17 protein-coding genes and 1 pseudogene are annotated in these 19611 nt (G+C 45.1%); 10 read left to right on the top strand and 8 right to left on the bottom strand.

The window, feature by feature from the left end; genetic code table 11:
* Nucleotides 1-32: 32 nt before the first annotated feature.
* A complete protein-coding gene (locus tag ACN0QW_RS13410) occupies nt 33-1544 on the top strand; it encodes an NAD-dependent succinate-semialdehyde dehydrogenase (protein WP_417432129.1) in 1512 nt (503 codons plus the stop codon).
* Nucleotides 1545-1628: 84 nt separating this feature from the next.
* Nucleotides 1629-3011: an aspartate aminotransferase family protein gene (locus ACN0QW_RS13405; protein WP_417432128.1), complete on the top strand. Its 1383-nt coding sequence runs from the start codon at nt 1629-1631 to the stop codon at nt 3009-3011.
* A gap of 61 nt (nt 3012-3072) precedes the next feature.
* Here the strand turns inward: ACN0QW_RS13405 and ACN0QW_RS13400 are convergent, their stop codons facing one another.
* Entirely contained in the window at nt 3073-3900 is an 828-nt protein-coding gene (locus ACN0QW_RS13400; protein WP_417432127.1) for a 3-keto-5-aminohexanoate cleavage protein, read from the bottom strand.
* Nucleotides 3901-3902: 2 nt separating this feature from the next.
* Nucleotides 3903-5237, bottom strand: a complete 1335-nt coding sequence (locus ACN0QW_RS13395; protein ID WP_417432126.1) for an aspartate aminotransferase family protein — start codon at nt 5235-5237, stop codon at nt 3903-3905.
* A 147-nt stretch (nt 5238-5384) separates the two neighbouring features.
* Between ACN0QW_RS13395 and ACN0QW_RS13390 the strand changes: the two genes are divergently transcribed.
* The 5 genes from ACN0QW_RS13390 (at nt 5385) to ACN0QW_RS13370 (ending at nt 11907) form a co-directional block, all read left to right on the top strand.
* Nucleotides 5385-6278: a MurR/RpiR family transcriptional regulator gene (locus ACN0QW_RS13390; protein ID WP_417432125.1), complete on the top strand. Its 894-nt coding sequence runs from the start codon at nt 5385-5387 to the stop codon at nt 6276-6278.
* Nucleotides 6279-6815: 537 nt separating this feature from the next.
* Nucleotides 6816-7781: a TAXI family TRAP transporter solute-binding subunit gene (locus tag ACN0QW_RS13385; protein ID WP_299381088.1), complete on the top strand. Its 966-nt coding sequence runs from the start codon at nt 6816-6818 to the stop codon at nt 7779-7781.
* Between the two features lie 200 nt (nt 7782-7981).
* Nucleotides 7982-10801 (top strand): TRAP transporter permease, encoded by a 2820-nt coding sequence (locus ACN0QW_RS13380; RefSeq protein WP_417432124.1) that lies wholly within the window; start codon nt 7982-7984, stop codon nt 10799-10801.
* A gap of 12 nt (nt 10802-10813) precedes the next feature.
* Nucleotides 10814-11242: a universal stress protein gene (locus ACN0QW_RS13375; RefSeq protein WP_417432123.1), complete on the top strand. Its 429-nt coding sequence runs from the start codon at nt 10814-10816 to the stop codon at nt 11240-11242.
* A gap of 263 nt (nt 11243-11505) precedes the next feature.
* Nucleotides 11506-11907, top strand: a complete 402-nt coding sequence (locus ACN0QW_RS13370; RefSeq protein WP_417432122.1) for a DoxX family protein — start codon at nt 11506-11508, stop codon at nt 11905-11907.
* Nucleotides 11908-11979: 72 nt separating this feature from the next.
* Here the strand turns inward: ACN0QW_RS13370 and ACN0QW_RS13365 are convergent, their stop codons facing one another.
* Together ACN0QW_RS13365 and ACN0QW_RS13360 are read right to left on the bottom strand one after the other, a co-directional pair.
* Nucleotides 11980-13200 carry a multidrug effflux MFS transporter gene (locus ACN0QW_RS13365; protein ID WP_417432121.1) on the bottom strand — a complete coding sequence of 407 codons (1221 nt, stop codon included), beginning with the start codon at nt 13198-13200 and terminating at the stop codon, nt 11980-11982.
* Nucleotides 13201-13290: 90 nt separating this feature from the next.
* Nucleotides 13291-14202, bottom strand: coding sequence for a LysR substrate-binding domain-containing protein (locus ACN0QW_RS13360; RefSeq protein WP_417432120.1), 912 nt, complete (start codon nt 14200-14202; stop codon nt 13291-13293).
* A 127-nt stretch (nt 14203-14329) separates the two neighbouring features.
* On the opposite strand from ACN0QW_RS13360, the gene betC reads away from it, so the two are divergent.
* The gene (gene betC, locus ACN0QW_RS13355) at nt 14330-15853 is read left to right on the top strand and encodes a choline-sulfatase (RefSeq protein ID WP_417432119.1); all 1524 of its coding nucleotides are present in this window, start codon (nt 14330-14332) and stop codon (nt 15851-15853) included.
* 267 nt (nt 15854-16120) lie between these two features.
* The gene (locus ACN0QW_RS13350) at nt 16121-17020 is read left to right on the top strand and encodes an ATP-binding protein (protein WP_417432118.1); all 900 of its coding nucleotides are present in this window, start codon (nt 16121-16123) and stop codon (nt 17018-17020) included.
* Between the two features lie 45 nt (nt 17021-17065).
* Here the strand turns inward: ACN0QW_RS13350 and ACN0QW_RS13345 are convergent, their stop codons facing one another.
* From ACN0QW_RS13345 to ACN0QW_RS13330, 4 genes and pseudogenes are all read right to left on the bottom strand, one after another.
* Complete coding sequence (locus ACN0QW_RS13345; RefSeq protein WP_417432117.1) at nt 17066-17386, bottom strand: SpoIIE family protein phosphatase; 321 nt, start codon at nt 17384-17386, stop codon at nt 17066-17068.
* Nucleotides 17326-17490 (bottom strand): hypothetical protein, encoded by a 165-nt coding sequence (locus ACN0QW_RS13340; RefSeq protein WP_417432256.1) that lies wholly within the window; start codon nt 17488-17490, stop codon nt 17326-17328. The genes ACN0QW_RS13345 and ACN0QW_RS13340 overlap by 61 nt, the downstream gene beginning before the upstream one ends.
* Nucleotides 17491-17618: 128 nt before the next feature.
* Complete coding sequence (locus tag ACN0QW_RS13335; RefSeq protein ID WP_417432116.1) at nt 17619-17819, bottom strand: hypothetical protein; 201 nt, start codon at nt 17817-17819, stop codon at nt 17619-17621.
* A gap of 29 nt (nt 17820-17848) precedes the next feature.
* Nucleotides 17849-18040, bottom strand: a pseudogene (locus ACN0QW_RS13330) (response regulator); the annotation flags it as partial.
* A 525-nt stretch (nt 18041-18565) separates the two neighbouring features.
* Here ACN0QW_RS13330 and phnD point away from each other — a divergent pair.
* Entirely contained in the window at nt 18566-19543 is a 978-nt protein-coding gene (phnD, locus tag ACN0QW_RS13325; RefSeq protein ID WP_299374232.1) for a phosphate/phosphite/phosphonate ABC transporter substrate-binding protein, read from the top strand.
* Nucleotides 19544-19611 lie beyond the last annotated feature (68 nt).

The raw sequence follows: 19611 nt of genomic DNA, 5'->3' as shown, positions 1-19611 counted from the left end.
TATTAAACGCAGTTAAATAGGTGGTCTCTAGAATGAGTAATCAAGCATATAAAGAAACAGGAACGGATAGTGAGAAAAACAGATCCGTATCCCTATCTTCTCTTCGTGATCCACGGCTATTTAAGCAGTTTAGCTATATAGACGGTCAGTGGTCCGATACGTCTTCCGGGGAAAGCCTTGTTGTTAAGGATCCTGCCAATCAGGAAGTAATTGGTACTGTTCCCAAAATGAGTGCAAATGAAAGCCTGGCCGCAGTTGACGCTGCGCAAAAAGCTTTTCGAGATTGGGCAGCTTTATTACCGCAAGACAGGTCAATAATTTTACGGCGCTGGTTTGAGCTGTTGCATGAAAACCGCGAAGACCTTGCGTTAATTATGACCGTTGAGCAAGGCAAGCCAATATCTGAGGCGCGCGGAGAAATCGACTACGCCGCAGATTTTATTGAGTTCTATGCCGAGGAAGCCAAGCGCCCGAATATTGAAAATGTAACGTCTCATATGACAGGTGGAGAGGTCGAAGTCTGGCGTGAACCTGCGGGAATTGCAGCCTTGATAACGCCGTGGAATTTTCCCTGTGCCATGATTACACGTAAGGCATCCGCAGCATTGGCCGCCGGATGTACCTGCGTTATTCATCCGTCAAAGGAAACGCCGTTCTCTGCGACTGCGTTGGCTGAACTTGCTGAACGCGCAGGGATCCCCGCCGGCGTCTTTAATATTGTGACAGGGGAACCGGGCGAAATTGTCCCGCAATGGACTTCGGATGATCGTGTGCAGGTTGTTTCCTTTACTGGGTCGACCGAAATTGGCCGTCTGATCTATCAGCAATCCGCGCCAACAATTAAGCAGTTGGTCCTAGAGTTGGGGGGACATGCTCCGTTTATTGTTTATGGGGATGCTGATATCGATCATGCGGTGAAATCCGCAATATCAGCAAAATTTGCGACGTCAGGGCAGGACTGTTTGGCTGCGAACCGCTTCTTCATTGAGCAGAGCGTGTATGAAGAATTTACCCAGAAATTTGTTGCAGAGGTCAAGGCATTAAGTCTTGGGCGCGGATTGAATGATCCGGATATTGGACCGCTTATGAACGAAAACGCTGTCTTAAAACAAGAGGCCCATGTCGCAGACGCTTTGGCAAAGGGCGCAAGTCTCTTGTGTGGTGGAAAGCGGGATCCTCTTGGGGCGTTGTTCTATCAACCGACCGTGTTGGGGAATGTTCCTGCCGGTGCTTTGGCTAATCGCGAGGAGACGTTTGGCCCTGTTGCCTGTTTGACCGCATTTGAGGCCGACGACGATATTATCGCCCGGGCAAACGAATCAGAATACGGCCTGGTCGCTTATGTTCATTGTCAGGACCCCAAAAAGATTTATCGGGCAAGTCGTGATTTGCAGTACGGCATGGTTGCGATCAACAGAACAAAGGTAACGGGGGCACCTATTCCTTTTGGGGGAATGAAGCAGTCAGGTCTGGGCCGTGAAGGTGCTCGGCAGGGCTTGGAAGCTTTCACAGAAATTAAATATGTCTGTCGCAACTACGCGTAACGACAACAGGAATGTACGGCTGTAATCAACGGCCAATATGTTTAAGCCCTGAACGTTTGGGGCAGAAAGTTTAAGGAAAGTAATATGCTTAGAAATGATCAATTGGCAGAGTGGGATCGTGATAACTTTTTCCACCCTTCAACACATCTCGCACAATTTGCTCGTGGTGATCTTCAAAACCGGGTGATCGCTGGCGGCGAAGGCCTTTATATCGAAGATCGTGATGGCAACAAAACGTTGGATGCTTTTGCGGGACTTTATTGTGTAAATATTGGTTATGGGCGTCAGGAAGTTGCGGATGCAATTGCGGCACAGGCCAAAGAACTTGCGTATTACCATTCCTATGTTGGTCATGGAACAGAAGCGTCTATTACATTGGCCAAAATGATTTTGGATCGAGCGCCTGCCAATATGTCCAAAGTGTATTTTGGCTTATCTGGCTCTGATGCAAACGAAACCAATATCAAGCTGGTCTGGTACTATAATAATGTGTTGGACCGCCCGAAGAAAAAGAAAATTATTTCAAGATGGCGTGGTTATCATGGTTCTGGCTTGATGACGGGTTCTTTGACTGGTCTTGAGTTATTCCATAACAAATTTGATCTGCCATTGTCGCAAGTTGTACATACTGATGCGCCTTATTACTTCCGTCGTGAGAACGTGGACCAGACAGAAGCTGAATTTGTGCAGCAGTGTGTTGATAGTCTGGAAGAGCTTATCGCCCGAGAAGGGGCGGATACTATTGCGGCCTTCATTGGTGAGCCTGTTTTGGGTACTGGTGGCATTGTGCCGCCACCAGCCGGGTACTGGAAAGCTATTCAGGCGGTTTTGAATAAACACGATATTCTGTTGATCGCGGATGAGGTTGTAACTGGCTTTGGTCGTCTGGGATCAATGTTTGGATCTGATCACTATGACATCGAGCCAGATATTATCACGATCGCGAAAGGCTTAACATCAGCGTATGCGCCGTTGTCAGGTTCAATTGTATCTGACAAAGTTTGGAAAGTTCTCGAAGAGGGGACAGATAAACTGGGGCCGATCGGTCACGGTTGGACCTATTCGGCACATCCGATTGGTGCTGCTGCGGGTGTTGCAAACCTGAAGCTGATTGATGAAATGAACCTGGTTAGTAACGCACGCGAAATGGGGGCCTATTTCAACGAAGGTCTAAAGAGTGCGCTGTCTGATATTTCTATTGTTGGCGATGTCCGAGGCGAAGGTATCCTATCGGCTATTGAATTTGTTAAAGACCGAGATGATCGTACTTTCTTTGATGCAGCGGATAAAGTTGGACCGCAAATTGCTACTGCTCTGCTCGAGCGGAGTAAGGTAATTGGTCGGGCGATGCCTCAAGGTGATATTCTTGGGTTTGCGCCACCGCTTTGCATGACGAAGGATGAAGCCGATATTATTATTGAAGCTGCGAGAGATGCGATAGCTTCTGTTGCTGAAAAAGTTCTCTAAATTTTGAAGTTTACACCAACTATCCGGATATAGCTTGTCCTGGATAGTTGGTGTTTTTCGTTCAGATGATGCCGAGAAGTTCTCGTGCCTCCTGCGCCGTCGCGATTTTTTTACCCATTGCTAGGGCATCGTCGCGAGTTTGTTGTATTATCTCTGCTGTCGATATCGCTTCTTTGCCGGACCTAAGGTGGGAATTGTTTTCAAAACCAACGCGAGCATGACCGCCTTGTTTGATGGCCTCGGACACGCATTGGGCTTCGCTGTGACCAAAGGCGCATACAAACCACGGCCCAAGGTCAATGGTTTTCGGATCTTGTTTAATCTTTAAGAAGAGGTCCAGCTCTTCAACTTTTCCCAGGTTGTCTGAAGCATAGCGACCCAGAACAAAAAGAAGAGATGGTTGATTTACTGGTATCGAGCCTTTTTGGATCAAAAACAGGAAGCGTTTGAAGTCTTCAGCATCGTAGAGAATGTGTTGGACGTGAACCAAGGCTTCTTGCGCCCAGTGGTAGAATTCAGATCCCTTTATCTCTCCACCTTCGGGCATCATTTCCCTTAAGGCAACACTGACGGCTTCGGGCTGGACGTTCTTAACGCAAGAAATCTGTTCTTTTTGACTAAAGCGCCCAACGGCCTCTGTCGTTATCTGAACCAAGAGGTCACGGCCGATGGCCTCTTTAATGCCGGAGAGAACGTCTGTGTAAAGGCCGGAATCAAGAACATGTTGCTGATCAAGGTCTCTGACATGAAGGTGAGCCATCGCTGCACCTGCTTTTTGGCAAGCGACAGCCTCTTCAATGATTTGAGATACTGTCACAGGCAAGTTGGGATGATCTGACCTGGTTTTTCTGGCGCCATTCGGGGCTGCCATCAGAATGGTTGGGGCCATTTTCAGTTTTCCAGTGAATCAAAGACGGATGAAAAGCTGGTGGACAGTTTCTCGACAATTTCTTCAACATGCTGGTCTTCGATAATAAAGGGCGGTGCGAGCAGCACATGGTCGCCGTTCTTACCATCAATGGTTCCGGGCATAGGATAACAGATCAGACCGTTTTCAAAGGCCGTCTTTTTGATCTTTGCGTGAACTGCAAGGCTTGGATCAAAAGGTGTTTTTGTTTCTCTGTTCTTCACCAGCTCAAGGGCAATGAAGAGACCCCGTCCTCTTATGTCGCCGACAAATGGGTGTTGCCCGAATTTGTCTGATAGAGCCTGCATAAGCTGTTCTGAACGCTTATTAACGTTGTCGATAAGGTTACGTTCTAACATTGTTGAGATAACAGCGTATCCGGCGGCGCAGGCGGTCGGGTGTCCCTGATAAGTATGACCGTGCTGGAAAAAACCGGAACCGTTTTCGATCGCGCTATAGACCTTACTGGTACATAACATGGCACCGATGGGTTGGTAGCCCGCACCCAGCCCTTTTGCGATACAGAGAATATCTGGGGTAACACCGTCGTGTTCGCAGGCAAAGAGAGTGCCTGTGCGCCCCATGCCGCACATGACTTCGTCGAGAATTAGCAGTACGCCGTACAGGTTACAGATTTCGCGAATACGTTTTAGATATCCCGGCGCTGCAGCAACGGCCCCCATTGTCGCTCCGACAACGGGTTCGCAAATAAAGGCTGAAACATTCTCTGGACCGACTTTAAGGATCTCAGCCTCTAATCGGTTTGCGGCGCGTAACCCATAGGCTTCGTCGCTCTCTCCTTCTTGTCGGTCGCGATAAGGGTAACAGGGATCAATATGCGACATAGGAACAAGCATTGGCATGAAGGGTTCGCGTCGCCACTTGTTGCCCCCTGCGGAAAGTGCGCCAATAGTGTTGCCGTGATAGCTTTGCCAGCGGGCGATGACGTGGGATTTGTTATTATCTCCGCGTTCCAGATGGTATTGTCTCGCGAGCTTTAGCGCGGCCTCAACGGCTTCTGAGCCGCCCGATACGTAATAGACACGATCCAGCCCTTCCGGCGCATTTTCTATAAGTAGGTCAGCCAGTTGTTCTGCTGGTTCCGTCGTGAAAAATCCGGAATGAGCAAAAGCCAGTTGCTCTGTTTGTTTTTTGATGGCCTCTTGAACTGTCTGGTCTGAATGCCCCAGACAGGAAACTGCTGCGCCACCCGAGCCATCAAAATAGCGCTTACCGTTTTGATCGATGATGTAACAGCCTTCACCTGCAACAGCCGTAGGCAGTTTGGTTTTGGTGTGGCGTGGAAATACGTGCCCCATGTTTATTTCTCCGGAAAGCTCAAGAGCGAAGCAAAACGTTTGCTAAACATAAAATATGACAAATAGAGTTCGTTAAAATACCGTTTGTGTCAATAAGCGAAGTATAATAACATTTGTTATGTTTTTGGTGCGTTGATAGAGGATAAAATGAGTCAGGTAGATAAAGCCCGCATTGTTGAGCGTCTGACAAAGGAATTGAACGCTTATCCTCGTAGTTTACGCCGAGTTGCTATGTTTATCATTGATAATCCTGCCAAGTTTGGCATGAAATCAATTAGGGATTGTGCTGAAGCCACAAGTGTAAGCACGAATACCTTGGTTCGCTTGGCACAAAAGTTGGGTTTTGAAAGTTATAACCAGTTAAGGGAGCCATTCAGGACAGCCTTAACAGCCAGCGCATCAAATTCAAACACGACACAATGGGTGAATGAACTTTATGATCGTGGCGGGATCGAGCGTGTACGTGCGGATACAGTTACCAGTGTGATTGGTAATGTTACGGAAGCTTTGCGTCATAATGAGGCTGAGGATATTGAGCAGGCCGCGGATATGATCTTGAGCGCAAGAAACGTATATCTGATGGGGACACGTGCACCTTACACCTTGATACACTACCTCTATTACGTTGGGCGAATGGCCTTGCCTAATTTAATTGTGACGCCGGGGCATGCCAATTCACCTGTGGATGAAATCCTGACTGTTGAGGCTGAAGATGTGGTGCTCGCGGTTTCGATTTCACCCTTCTCGAGAGAAACGATCGAGGCGTGTAAAATTGCTAAATCAAGAGGGGCCAAGTTGATTTTGATGTCTGACAGTACGGCCAATTCCCTTCCTCTCAAGCCCGATGTAACCTTAATCTCACCGATTACGACGCCTCGGAATTATAAAAACTTTGTTGGCTTTGACAGTTTTGTCGGTTTTTTTGCTTTGGCTGAGTGGCTTATGACAACGTTGATAGAAAAAGGCGCGCCGGATACAAAGCAAAGAATCCAGAGTTTTAACGAATACCGGAAAGAAACAAATGTCTTCTGGAAGTCATGAGCTACGCCATTCCCAAAGGATGGGTAGCTCTAGATTTTTTGAAAATTCTTGGTGTTGAGGTTGAAAAAAGAACAAATGTTATCTGTTGACTGTAAATATTACATACGCAACCATGTTAGCGGTAAAGAACTCATAAAGTAGTTCAATCAGACAGGGAAAAATGAATTGGCTATTTCTTTGGTGATTGGTTTGACGTAAGCTAAGCACATGAAACGAAAGTAGATTCGAAAAGGTAACAACGGATCCTAGATACTTTTCGTAGCGTTCTGGACTGTTTGTTTTGGGACACTACTGCCAAAAATAATTATTTACCTGTCAGGATATAAAGAATTCTACGGTGCTTTTGCATCGAGGGAGTGTTGGGAATTTGTGACAAAGACCCAATGGTTAGGAAATTTAACTGTCATAAATTTGATGGTTAATCGTATTCGTTTGTGGTTCGGCACATGAATATGTCTGTAGGATAAACCAGCTGAAAAAGTTGATATCTTGCAGGATAGATAAAGTTAATAAAAAGCATGAAACCAAGGAGTAGGCATGTTTGTAAAAAAAATGGCAATGACAGCAGTAGCAGGTGCGGCACTGATGACGTCCGCAGCTTTTGCTGACACAAATCACGTTGTGATCGGTACAGGTGGTCAGACAGGCGTTTATTACGCTGTTGGTGGCGCTATTTGCCGTTTGGTAAATAAAGGTACGAAAGATCACGAGATCAACTGTACACATAAAACGGGCGGTTCTGTTGCTAATATTAATGGCATGCGCGCTGGTGATCTGGACATGGGTGTTGCTCAGTCTGATTGGCAGTACCATGGTTATAATGGCACTGCGCCAGATAAATTCCCAGATGGGGCTTACAAAGAACTTCGTGCTGTATTCTCTGCTCATCCAGAGCCATTTACAGTGGTTGCACGTGCAGATTCCGGCATCAAAACCTTTGAAGATCTAAAAGGTAAAAAAGTGAATGTGGGTAACCCGGGTTCTGGCGCACGCGCAACAATGGAAGTTGTTATGGGGAAAATGGGTTGGGCAATGAGTGATTTCGCTCTTGCGTCCGAGCTGAAGTCTTCAGAACAAGCCGCTGCTCTTTGCGATGGTAAAGTTGATGCCATTGTGTTCACAGTTGGTCACCCATCAGGCACGATTAAAGAAGCAACAACATCTTGTGATTCGAAGCTTATCAATGTTGATAACGACGTAATTCAGAAGCTTGCTGCTGATAATGATTATTACGCTATGACCACTATTCCTGGTGGCATGTATAATGGTTCTGATGATGACACGACAACCTTTGGTGTTGGTGCAACATTTATCAGTTCTACAGCAGTAGACGATGAAGTAGTTTATCAAATGGTGAAAGCTGTTTTCGATAACTTCAAGCGTTTCAAAAAAATGCACCCGGCATTTGAGAACCTGAAAGAAGAAGACATGATTTCTAAAAATCTGTCTGCACCTCTGCATGATGGTGCTGTTCGCTATTACAAAGAACGTGGCTGGATGTAATCAGTCGTCGTTAAATAAGGCGGGAAGGTTTTACTTTCCCGCCTTTTCTATAATTGTGTAACGGTTGCCTTTTAAATGTTCGTGTGACGTTTCCAGCCAGCATAATACTGTATTTTGGATTACACGAATGACAATCAAAAATAAAATTACCAAGGGTACCGTGTGATCAGCATCGGGCGCAGATAACAGGGATATGGGGTATGGCATCAGAAAATTCTGAAAGTGCAAAATTAAGTGACGAGGAATTACAAGACCTTGTCGCTTCTACGGATACGGGTGGACGTGTCCCATCTAATCAAAAGATAATCACATTACTTGCTGCAACAGCACTAATATGGTCGATTTTCCAAGTTTGGATCGCGTCCCCATTACCATATACGATTGGGTGGGGTGCTTTTTCTGGCCGTGAAGCGCGACCAATACATTTGGCTTTTGCTATATTTCTTGCATTTTTGGCTTACCCCGCTTTTAAAAGTTCTCCACGGCGGAGGATACCTCTTGGGGATTGGGCCTTTGCGATTATCGGTAGCTTGTGTGCCTTTTATCTTTTTCTCGCAGATACAGCCTTAATAAAAGCGATCTCTGGCTCAAGATTATCAGATCGTTCTGGTAATCCGAATGATGTCGATATTGTTGTGGCAATTATCGGTATGGCTTTACTCCTCGAAGCGACGCGTAGAGCCCTTGGGCCCCCGTTGATGGTGGTGGCAATGGTTTTCCTTGGGTACACATTTTTTGGTCCCTATGCCCCTGATCTAATCGCTTGGAAAGGCTCGTCTTTTGGGGGGACGGTTGATCAGCAATGGACTTCAACGAATGGTGTCTTTGGTATCGCATTAGGCGTATCAACAGACCTCGTTTTCCTATTTGTCCTATTTGGCGCGCTGCTTGATCGTGCAGGTGCTGGTAATTACTTTATCAAGGTTGCTTTCTCATTAATGGGGCACTTTAGTGGTGGTCCAGCAAAAGCGGCTGTGGTTGCTTCTGGGATGACAGGCCTTATTTCGGGATCATCCATCGCAAATGTTGTGACGACGGGTACTTTCACTATTCCGATGATGAAACGTGTCGGCTTTAATTCAGAAAAAGCAGGAGCTGTTGAGGTTGCATCATCTGTGAACGGGCAGATCATGCCGCCGGTTATGGGCGCTGCGGCGTTCTTGATGGTGGAATATGTAAATATTCCATACTTCGAGGTTGTTAAACACGCCTTCTTGCCAGCGATAATTTCTTATATTGCGCTTGTGTATATTGTGCATCTTGAAGCACAAAAATTGCACATGAAGGGATTGACCCGTGCTGGTGAAGTTAAAACCGCGCGTGATGTTGTCCTGTCTTGGTTGATCTCTTTATCAGGGATTTTTGTATTGGCCGGGGGGCTAACATATGCTTCTGAAGCTTATCAGTTCTTACAGGGAACATCGGAAAGATTAATCGCGGTTTTGGCTATTTTAGTTATACAGTTTGGTATAATTAAAATGGTGAAAAACAAGGCTAGTGTGAGTACCTATGCAAGAACAATTTCTACTGGTGCTGTTGTACTGGGTAATGCAGTTATCGTCTCTTTCGGTTTGTTCTTCCTGATCAGCTTTATTCAAGATACGGCTGGTAAAGAGCTTACGCCTTGGGTTGTTGGGGCCTTGGTTCTTATTGCTTATCTTTTCTTGGCAAAGTATAGCTCTGGGTATCCAGATTTGGAGATTGATGATCCAAACCAACCCATTGCGAAGTTACCAGAAGTCGGCCCAACGTTAAAATCTGGACTGCACTTCCTTTTACCCGTTGTCGTTTTAATCTGGTGTTTGATGGTTGAGCGGCTTTCGCCAAGCTTGTCTGCCTTCTGGGCCACCGCATTAATGCTGTTTATACTTCTGACGCAACGTTTCCTTTTCGCAATGTTCCGGAATGAAGCAAAGAACGGAACCATCAAGCGAGGGCTTGACGAACTCGTTGAAGGTATGATTGCCGGTGGGCGCAACATGATTGGTATCGGTATTGCGACTGCAGCAGCCGGTATTATCGTCGGTGCTGTGGATCAAACGGGTGTTGGCGGTAAGCTAGCTGCTTTGGTTGAGTTCCTCTCACTTGGTCATATCATGCTCATTCTTTTCTGGACGGCTATTTTAAGCCTGATCCTTGGGATGGGCTTGCCAACAACAGCAAACTATATTGTTGTTTCGTCACTTCTAGCACCGGTGATCGTAGCCCTGGGGCAGCAAAATGGTCTTATTGTACCGCTTATTGCCGTACATTTGTTTGTGTTCTATTTCGGAATTATGGCGGATGTGACACCTCCGGTTGGACTTGCTTCCTTTGCTGCCGCGGCGGTATCTGGTGGCGACCCAATCCGGACAGGATTTGTTGCTTTCTTCTATTCCTTGCGAACAGCTTTGTTGCCGTTCCTGTTTATTTTTAACACTGACTTGCTGCTTATTGATGTATCTCCATTAGAAGGGGTTCTTATCTTTATAATAGCAACGGCGGCGATGTTGATATTTACGGCGGGGTCACAAGGGTACTTTTTTGCAAAGTCAAAGATGTGGGAATCAGCGGCACTTCTTTTGATTGCATTCACATTATTCCGTCCTGGTTTTTGGCTGGATTACGTTGTCGCACCATATGAAGAGAGAGGTGGCGATCAGTTAATTCAGGCAATGGCCGATGTTAATCCTGGTGATGAACTTCGATTGTTGATTGATGGTACAGATGATGTTGGTGATGCGATTACTTTAACGATGCTTGTTAAAGTTGGTGATGAAGCCACAGGCGAAGAGCGTGTCGAAGCGTATGGTCTAGAGCTGCTTGAAGACGAAGGTAAAATCATCGTTGATGGCGTTGGTTTTGATAGTGCAGCTGAAAAGGCCGGATTTGATTTCGATCAGGTTATCACATCGGTTGGTGTGCCTGTTGAGCGTCCGGCAAAAGAGCTTTTTTATATACCTGCTTTCTTGCTTTTGGGCTTAATCATTATGCTGCAACGTCGCCGCCGTGATCTTCTTGCGCAAACTGCAACTGCTTAGTGGAGAAAAATAATGTTTAAACATATCCTATTGGCAGTCGATCTTGATCAGAAAGATAGCTGGGGTAAGGCACTGCCGACCAGCGTTGAATATGCCAAGGCTTTTGGGGCAACCCTTCATATTATGACGGTTGTTCCCAACTTTGGTAGCAGCATCGTGAGCTCTTTTTTTCCGAAGGATCATGAAGAGCAGATGATGGAAGGCGCAAACAAAGCGTTGCATAAGTTTGTCGATGAAAACATTCCTGATGGTATCAAGGTTCAACACATTATCGGACACGGAAATGCCTATGAAGAAATTCTACGTATTTCGGAAAAGATAAATACTGATGTGATTATCATGGGGGCACATCGCCCACGGATGGAAGACTATCTGCTGGGACCAAATGCGGCGCGGGTCGTTCGTCACGCAAAGTGCTCTGTTCTGGTGGTTCGTGACTAATTACGGATAAACCACTTTAGCAAAAATATTTCAGGCCCGATCATGAAAATGGTGGGGCCTGTTTTGTTTCCCCCCGACAGGCGATTTGTGGAAGCCATTGAAAAGATGGACCTTCTTTTTCTGTTGTGTCATCATATTCGAAAGTCCTTTCTTTTTGGTGGGAACAGATCAGAGGACTGGGCAAGATAATGCAACCAGTAATTAGAGCGCTTTTTCTGCTTAAAATGTGCTGGCAGTGCGAAAAGCGCTAGGGGGATAGATAGATGGGCATTTTCCACAATTCGTCGTTGGGGTTATTTCTTCTTCGGTTAGGTCTCGGCGGGATGATGATCTTGCATGGTATTCACAAGCTGGGAAATCCAGGGTCAATTCAATTTATTGGCGGAAAGTTAGCCTCTTTGGGGTTACCTGAATTTATGGCCTATGGCGTGTTTGTAGGTGAAGTGATCGCGCCTCTGATGATTATTGGGGGATTTTATTCACGACTGGGATCTTTTCTGGTTGCCGTTAATATGATTTTTGCGCTGGTGCTTGTTCATAGTCATCAACTCATGCTCTTGGACAATCAAGGCGGTTGGCAGTTAGAACTACAGGGGTTCTTCCTGATCTCGGCCTTGGCGCTTCTTTTTTCTGGTAGTGGTCGCTACGCGATTAAGCCTGATTAAAATTGTATCTGGTTAGAGAGTTGGAAAGCAGAGCACACGATTTTTGTGCGCTACTTTTGGGTTTTAAGATTGTTATGTAAGTTGCGTTTCTGGCTGTCTTTCTATCCAAAGCATGATACCTAGCGAAATAAGGCCGAGGATCGCAAAGGAATAAACCAGAGGCAAAACCGTGGTGTCGTAGTTTTGTCCAATGGTGATACCGATTGCCATGCAGATATATGTTGTGAGGGATCCAACAACGGCGGAGCCAAGACCAGCAAGCTTGCCAAGAGGTTCCATGGCAAGGGTATTGAAATTCCCGAACAGAATACCGATACAAAAGAAACTCATCATCATATAGACCATAAATGACCAAAGGTGTGGTTGTCCTGAGGCTAGGTTTGCCGGCACCAGAAAAAGTATGGCAAGAATGGTCATGGTGATCAGTGCAATTTTTGACAACTTTCTCATACCAAATTTCATAACAAGATTGGCATTGGTCAGCGAAGCTGCGCCGATAGAAAGGGACAAGATCGCAAAGTAGAGGGGGAAGAGTTCTGTAATGGCGTATATATCCTGAAAGATCTGTTGGGCGCTGGTGAGGTAGCCAATAAAGGCCCCAAAAATAATACCAGCCGCAAGAGTGTAGCCAAGAGATTGTTTGTTGGAGAGAATTGTTTTTAAGCCATTCCAGAAGTGCCCGAAGCTCAAGGAAATTCGGTTTTCTTTTGACAGTGTTTCCGGCTGTCTCGCCGCAAACCAGACGAGGACGATACTTGCGAGTAGAAAGAAGCTATAGAAGATAGCCTGCCAGTCAAAGAACATCATAATAGAAAGGCCCAAGGCGGGAGCAATTGTCGGCACGATAATGAAAACGGCCATAATAAAGGACATGATACGTGCCATGGCACGGCCTTCGAATTGATCGCGAACGAGAGCAACGGATATGGTTCTTGGACCGGAAGCCCCAACACCTTGGAGTAAACGTCCAAGAAGCATTATATTAAAATCACTTGCCGTGGCAGATATGATGGAGCCGACGATAAAGATCGTTAATCCACAATAGATAACCGGCTTCCGCCCAATACTATCTGACCAAGGTCCAAAGAAAATTTGTCCGGTGGCCAATCCAAAAAAAATGATTCCGATGACGAGTTGTACATCGTTTGGGTTTGTCACGGCTAGTTGTTGCCCTAACAAAGGAAGGGCAGGCATAACGGCATCAATTGACAAGGCGACCAATGACATTAAGAAAGCCATAAGGGCTATGAATTCCCCTGAGCTAAGAGGAGCTGTCGGACGTGTGAATAACATGGGACTCTCAAAAAGGCATAAATATATGTCTTTTCATATAAGAGCTCCTGTAAGAAGAGGCAAGTAGAGGTATTTTTTTGATCACGAGCTTCACAAAGAGTTCGTCTTGATCCAGTTGTAAACCTTTTTGACGTGGGGAGAGGCATCGTCTCTTTGTTCAAGGCAATAGGAGCGATCACTTCGCACTGATTGTGGCCAGGCAATGACAAGTTCGTTCTGTTCAAGATGCTCTTCAATGAGCCCCTTCCAGCCGAGGGCAAGACCCTGATTTCTTATCGCTGCTTGTATAACAAGGCTATAGTTACTTAAGCCAACAGCGGTTGTTTGCGTTGATTTCCTTACGCCTTGCTGTTTTAGCCAGCTTTCCCAATTATGCCAGATTGCGTCTGGTGATGCGGTTAAATCAAGTAAGGGATTATTCCCTATATCTGAAACATTTTGAAAGGGACCATGTTCTTCAAGAAATTGGGGGCTGCATATTGCAAAGACTTCTTCTTCAAAAAGAATATGATTTCGCGTATCTGTCTGAGGTGACGGTTTTAACGAAATGATGAGGTCGCTTTGAAATGTAAGCGGGTTATTGGGGGTTTGGGACGTGAAAACCTGAATATCTATACCGCGTAGATCATTCCTCAGTTCTGCCAAACGTGGGACTAGCCAGTGCCCCGCAAAGGCAAAATCAGTGCTGATGCGCACTTGTTTCGTTGATTTTCTATTCTCGATATTCCCAAAAATATCGCGAAGGGATTGAAGGTTTTCGTGTGCAGAATCAAAGAGAGCTTTTCCTGTGGGGGTTAGCTTCACACCGCGATTTTGGCGCAGGAAAAGAGGCTCGCCAACAAAAGCTTCCAGTCGTTTGATTTTTTGGCTGAGAGCTGGTTGAGTGATTTTGAGCTGTGCAGCGGCTTTGGTTAGGCTTCCCAGTCTGCTTGCGACATCAAAGGCGTGTAATTCAGCGATGTGGGTGTGAAGCTTGTTGTCTAAATTATTTATGACAGCCATATGGAATCTCAGTCTACAAGCTGGAATTTATTTGTAATACAATTTTGATCGTAATTTTTGTTATGTCTTGAGGTCAATCGAATTGTTGATATCTCAGATGATGTTTTTTAGATAGAGGATCCTGGCAATGAGCGCGCAACCAAACATTTTGATCATCATGGTTGATCAGTTAAACGGAACATTATTCCCAGATGGTCCTGCTGATTTTCTTCATGCGCCTCATCTCAAGGCTCTGGCACAAAAATCTGTGCGCTTTCAAAATAACTATACGGCAAGTCCACTTTGTGCGCCGGGACGTGCGTCATTTATGGCGGGGCAGCTGCCTTCGAGAACAAGGGTTTATGATAATGCGGCTGAATATGCGTCAGACATTCCGACCTATGCACACCATCTACGGAGGGCAGGGTATTACACCTGTCTGAGCGGAAAGATGCATTTTGTTGGACCGGATCAGCTTCATGGTTTTGAAGATCGTCTGACGACGGATATCTATCCTGCTGATTTTGGGTGGACGCCTGATTACAGAAAGCCCGGCGAGCGCATTGACTGGTGGTATCATAACCTTGGTTCTGTCACTGAAGCCGGAGTGGCGGAAATAAGTAATCAGATGGAATATGATGATGAAGTCGCATTTCATGCCCAACAAAAACTTTATCAACTTGCTCGTGAGCAAGGTGATGAAAAACGTCCTTGGTGTTTGACTGTTAGCTTTACGCATCCACACGACCCTTACGTTGCCCGTCGTGAATTTTGGGATCTCTATAACGATTGTGAACACTTGGAGCCAGCGGTTGATCAGATTCCTTATGATGATCAAGACCCACATTCCCAACGTATATATCTTGCGAATGACTATGAGAATTTCGATATCAAGCCCGAGAATGTGAGGCGGTCGCGTCAGGCATATTTCGCGAATATTTCCTATCTGGATCATAAGGTCGGCGAGCTTGTCAGTGTTCTTGATCGTTGTCGGATGCGCGATGATACGATCATCGTTTTCTGTTCTGATCATGGCGATATGCTGGGTGAACGCGGGCTGTGGTTCAAGATGAATTTCTTCGAAGGTTCCGCGCGTGTTCCCTTGATGATTTCAGTTCCGAAGGGTGATACGGGGTTGGTAAATGCCCCTGTTTCAAATCTGGATGTCGTTCCGACCCTCGCTGATCTTGCCGGTGTTGATTTGAGCCAAGTTGAACCCTGGACGGATGGCGAGAGCTTGATTCCGTTAATGCAGGGACGGGAACGGGTCAGCCCGGTTTATATGGAATATGCTGCAGAAGGTTCTTATGCGCCGTTGGTGGCTATTCGTGAGGGAAAATATAAATTTACATTCTGTGAATTGGATCCGCCACAACTCTTTGATCTGGCAGTAGATCCTCATGAGCTAAATAATTTAGCTGAAGAGAGCCGTTATTCAAACTTGGTCAAAGAGTTTGCGGCGAAAGTTCAAGTCAGATGGGACATGTCCTTGTTTGATGCGCAAGTGCGTGAAAGTCAGGCGCGTCGCTGGGTTGTTTATGAGGCTCTGCGCAACGGCGGTTATTTCCCGTGGGACTTTCAGCCTTTGCAAAAGGCATCAGAGCGATACATGCGTAATCATATGGATCTTAATGTTCTGGAAGGAAATGCGCGCTTCCCCCGTGGCGAATAAGGTTCTGTTGGGAGGCTAAAGAAGCACACCCGATATTAAATATCGCCCACAAGTGACACACCCGATATTAAATATCGGGTGTGTCACTTGTGGGGTGATTTGGTTTTGAGCGCGTGTTGAATGGTTTAGGCGAATATAAAAATTATTTCCCAAAAAGCTTAGCAATTATAGGTTGTTGGTATTTGTCGTTTGTTTATACTCTTGAGGGTAAGGTGAAAAGAGTACTTCTTCTGTTGCCGATGATCATGCCGAGGTCAGGGGGAATTAATGTTTTCCAAAGAACCACGTATACTTTTGATAGAGCCGGATCAGGCCACTCGAACAGAAATCAGTGATTTCCTGACGGAGAAAAATTTTGAAGTCATTTGTTCTTTAGAGCCGGATAATGTTCTTTTTGATGAAGCTTTAAAAACAGATCCTGTCGGATTAATTTTGGTTTCGGACCAATTTGATCGGGATTTTCTGTCTGAATCATCTTTGGTTCTTGGGGCTCCTAAAAAGTTACCTCAGCAAGTTCCGGCTGTTATCATGACTGAAATTGTTAGCGGAAAATCATCGTTGGAATTGGTTGTGCATAACTGGTTCCATACGATTAAAAAGCCGTGTGATTCAGATATTTTATACTCTGTGACCTGTGCGGCGATTAATCAATTTAAGCATATTCGCGCATTGTTAAACGAAATTGAAACACGCAGCTCTGCGATTGGCTTGATCACGTCTGGAACTTTTGAATTTCAATCCGTGGAAGAAGCCCGAAATTTAACTACAATGTTGAGCTTAGCCTGTCCTGGGGCAGATGGTATTGTAATCGGTCTGAACGAGTTACTTCAAAACGCAGTTGAGCATGGAAATCTTGAAATCGGATATGATTTGAAAACAGAGTTACTTGAAACTGGGCGTTTGTATGATGAAATTCAAAATCGTATTAAACTTGAGCCATTTGATTCAAGATTTGTCAGGGTTAGTTATCAACGAACAGACGATGAAATTATTTTTGTCATTGAAGATGAAGGCAAAGGGTTTAACTGGCGTAAATATCTGACGATTGATGATGAACGGATACGGTCAAGTCATGGGCGGGGTATTGCTATGGCAAAGATGATGGCCTTTACCGAACTTACTTATAATGACATAGGTAATCGTGTGACAGCTCGAATTGCTTTATGACTAAAGGGTATCTTATTCCCTGTAAAAATGCGTAACGCATTGTTGTTATAAAGAATCAAAGCAAACCGCCGTCAGATCATCACGTATCTTATTTCCGCCTCTTTCAAAGAAGGTCGATATTAATTGATCCAGCAGCTGTGGGGTTGGCCTGCCACCAATAAGGTACTTTACCAGCCTGATTAATTCTTCACCCTCCAGATATGTATCATTGTTCAATTTTGTTTCTATCAGGGCATCACTGAACGAAAAGAGGAAATGGTCCTTTGTAAAAGGAACGGTCTGAAGATCATATGCTGCAGTTCTACTTATCCCAAGCGGTAACCCGGTTGTATCAAGGTACTGTAAATTATCGGGTTCTTCCCACAAGCCATAATAGGTGGAGGGGCCGCGGCGCCAGCATAACTCAAGGTGTTGTTTTTGGGAGAAATCAAGCCGAGTATCATTGTCGCGTATTGCTCAGTTGGCAGCATATCGCACAAGCTCTGGTTCTTGCCATGCTTCACCGACATTAAATAAAAGGGTGTGCAACCTAATAGTGTTTAGGGCCGATACGACACCATGCCCTGAAAAATCGGTGACATAAAAACCGATTGCCCCATCATTTAAGGCATGCACCCCCCAAAAAGTCGCCACCGAGTTCTGATGATGGTTGGCACATAGAGGAAATTTGAATACCAGTTTGCTCTCGAATTTTTCTAAGATGCTTGGCAGATGGTAAAATGTTTTGCTGTACATCTTTTGCCATTGCCAGTTCGTCGGCAACTCTGGCTCTGTATTTTTCCCGGCTTTCGGTTAGCACTAGACTTTCAAGATGTAAAGTTGTCCGGATTACCAGTTCAAGTGCATTAACTGGTTTGGTCTTGCCCCGGCAGCAAATGCTTTAAGGCGTTCTTCGTTGTCATGCATTGCGGTTTGAACGAGGATCGGTATAGATTCGGTTTTTTTCGTCTCTCTTACTTGGTAGCAGACTTCCATGCTCCCCATAATTGGCATGATGAGATCGAGAATAGTAAGGTCAGGGGGGGGCGTTTGGGTTCTGGGGCATGTAAATCCAGCCTAATTTGGCTTAGTTATTTTTTGAGATAAGCTATCTGTTATTATCGGCATCGACAAATAAAGCGAGCAATTCCTCTGTAACAAAAATGTCCAAACCTGACGCTAATTCGATTGTCTCTGTTTGGCCGGATATTTCCAATTTCATAGTCGCGTAATGCCTCCTGAAATGAGGAGTTAATTTGTAATGTGGCTGGAAAATCGACGCATATAGCCTTATGGTTGTGCTGGTGTGGGCGCGTTATAAATTTATGAGCTCTTTGTGATTTATTTTGTTTTACTGAGGCTTAGGCTTGGCCCTGTTTGGTTTTACAGTTTAATGAAAATTGTATTTCAAATGAAAGTATATTGTGCTTCAATTGAAACTATCGGATGGGAAAAAACAAAAATAAACTCATCTTTATTTGTAAAAATTACCTGAAAAGAGCGTGTTCTTATGTTGTACATGCTCTTAATCAAACAATGGGCGATACAATACTAAGGGAGGTATTGATGAAACTTCGGGATATTCTTTTTGGCTGTGCCAGCGTACTGGCTTGTCTTTCTGTAAACGTATCAACCGCGACGGCTCAAGATTGTGCCCGTGGTGATCTGGATACGCGGTTTTGTGATGTAGATGGCGACTTGATTGCAGATACGCCAACAGATCCAGCGAAGCAACTGGATCCGGATACATTGATTTTTGCTTATACACCTGTCGAAGATCCTGCCGTTTATAAAGAAGCATGGTCCGATTTTCTTGCTTATTTGGAAGAAAAAACCGGGAAAGATGTTGTTTTCTTCCCAGTCCAATCAAATGCTGCCCAAATCGAAGCTATGCGGTCGGGACGCCTTCATATCGCGGGCTTTAACACTGGATCAAATCCGCTTGCTGTGAACTGTGCCGGTTTCAGTCCTTTTACTATTATGGCAAGGGAAGACGGCAGTTTTGGCTATGAAATGGAAATCATTACATACCCGGGCAGCGGTGTTGAAAAAGTTCAGGATTTGAAAGGTAAAGCGTTAGCCTTTACGTCACCTACATCAAACTCTGGATTTAAAGCGCCATCAGCTATCCTGAAAGCTGATTTTGATATGGAAAAAGATCGCGACTTCGAAGCGACTTTCTCTGGAAAACACGATAACTCAATCCTGGGTGTCGCGAATAAAGATTATATTGCGGCTTCTATTGCAAACTCTGTGAAATTCCGCATGATCTCAAGAGATGTGATCAAGGAAGATCAGATTAAAACGATCTACAAGTCGCAAACTTTCCCGACAACAGGCTATGGTGTTGCCTATAATCTGAAACCAGAACTGCAGGACAAAATTAAAGATGCCTTCTTTAGTTTTGAGTGGGCAGGGACATCTTTGGAACGTGAATTTAAGAAATCCAAAGAAGGTCAGTTTTTACCAATAACTTATAAAAAATTCTGGGATGTTATCCGCAAAATTGATGCAGCTAACAATGTTTCTTACTCTTGTAAGTAACAGGAGTATTTGAATTTTTTTTTACTACAACCCGGCATCTTCCAAGGTGTCGGGTATGTTATTGATAT

Source organism: Kiloniella sp., assembly GCF_048259265.1.
In the GTDB taxonomy this organism is placed as follows: domain Bacteria; phylum Pseudomonadota; class Alphaproteobacteria; order Kiloniellales; family Kiloniellaceae; genus Kiloniella.
This window is presented reverse-complemented; position numbering and strand designations above follow the sequence as displayed.

Excerpts from the sequence above, each read along its gene's own strand:
- ACN0QW_RS13385 (WP_299381088.1), top strand. The coding sequence starts at position 6,816 with ATGTTTGTAAAAAAAATGGCAATGACAGCAGTAGCAGGTGCGGCACTG.
- ACN0QW_RS13365 (WP_417432121.1), bottom strand. The coding sequence starts at position 13,200 with ATGTTATTCACACGTCCGACAGCTCCTCTTAGCTCAGGGGAATTCATA.
- ACN0QW_RS13395 (WP_417432126.1), bottom strand. The coding sequence starts at position 5,237 with ATGGGGCACGTATTTCCACGCCACACCAAAACCAAACTGCCTACGGCT.
- ACN0QW_RS13390 (WP_417432125.1), top strand. The coding sequence starts at position 5,385 with ATGAGTCAGGTAGATAAAGCCCGCATTGTTGAGCGTCTGACAAAGGAA.
- ACN0QW_RS13405 (WP_417432128.1), top strand. The coding sequence starts at position 1,629 with ATGCTTAGAAATGATCAATTGGCAGAGTGGGATCGTGATAACTTTTTC.
- ACN0QW_RS13340 (WP_417432256.1), bottom strand. The coding sequence starts at position 17,490 with ATGCTGCCAACTGAGCAATACGCGACAATGATACTCGGCTTGATTTCT.
- ACN0QW_RS13360 (WP_417432120.1), bottom strand. The coding sequence starts at position 14,202 with ATGGCTGTCATAAATAATTTAGACAACAAGCTTCACACCCACATCGCT.
- ACN0QW_RS13400 (WP_417432127.1), bottom strand. The coding sequence starts at position 3,900 with ATGGCCCCAACCATTCTGATGGCAGCCCCGAATGGCGCCAGAAAAACC.
- phnD (WP_299374232.1), top strand. The coding sequence starts at position 18,566 with ATGAAACTTCGGGATATTCTTTTTGGCTGTGCCAGCGTACTGGCTTGT.
- ACN0QW_RS13350 (WP_417432118.1), top strand. The coding sequence starts at position 16,121 with ATGTTTTCCAAAGAACCACGTATACTTTTGATAGAGCCGGATCAGGCC.
- betC (WP_417432119.1), top strand. The coding sequence starts at position 14,330 with ATGAGCGCGCAACCAAACATTTTGATCATCATGGTTGATCAGTTAAAC.
- ACN0QW_RS13375 (WP_417432123.1), top strand. The coding sequence starts at position 10,814 with ATGTTTAAACATATCCTATTGGCAGTCGATCTTGATCAGAAAGATAGC.
- ACN0QW_RS13410 (WP_417432129.1), top strand. The coding sequence starts at position 33 with ATGAGTAATCAAGCATATAAAGAAACAGGAACGGATAGTGAGAAAAAC.
- ACN0QW_RS13380 (WP_417432124.1), top strand. The coding sequence starts at position 7,982 with ATGGCATCAGAAAATTCTGAAAGTGCAAAATTAAGTGACGAGGAATTA.
- ACN0QW_RS13370 (WP_417432122.1), top strand. The coding sequence starts at position 11,506 with ATGGGCATTTTCCACAATTCGTCGTTGGGGTTATTTCTTCTTCGGTTA.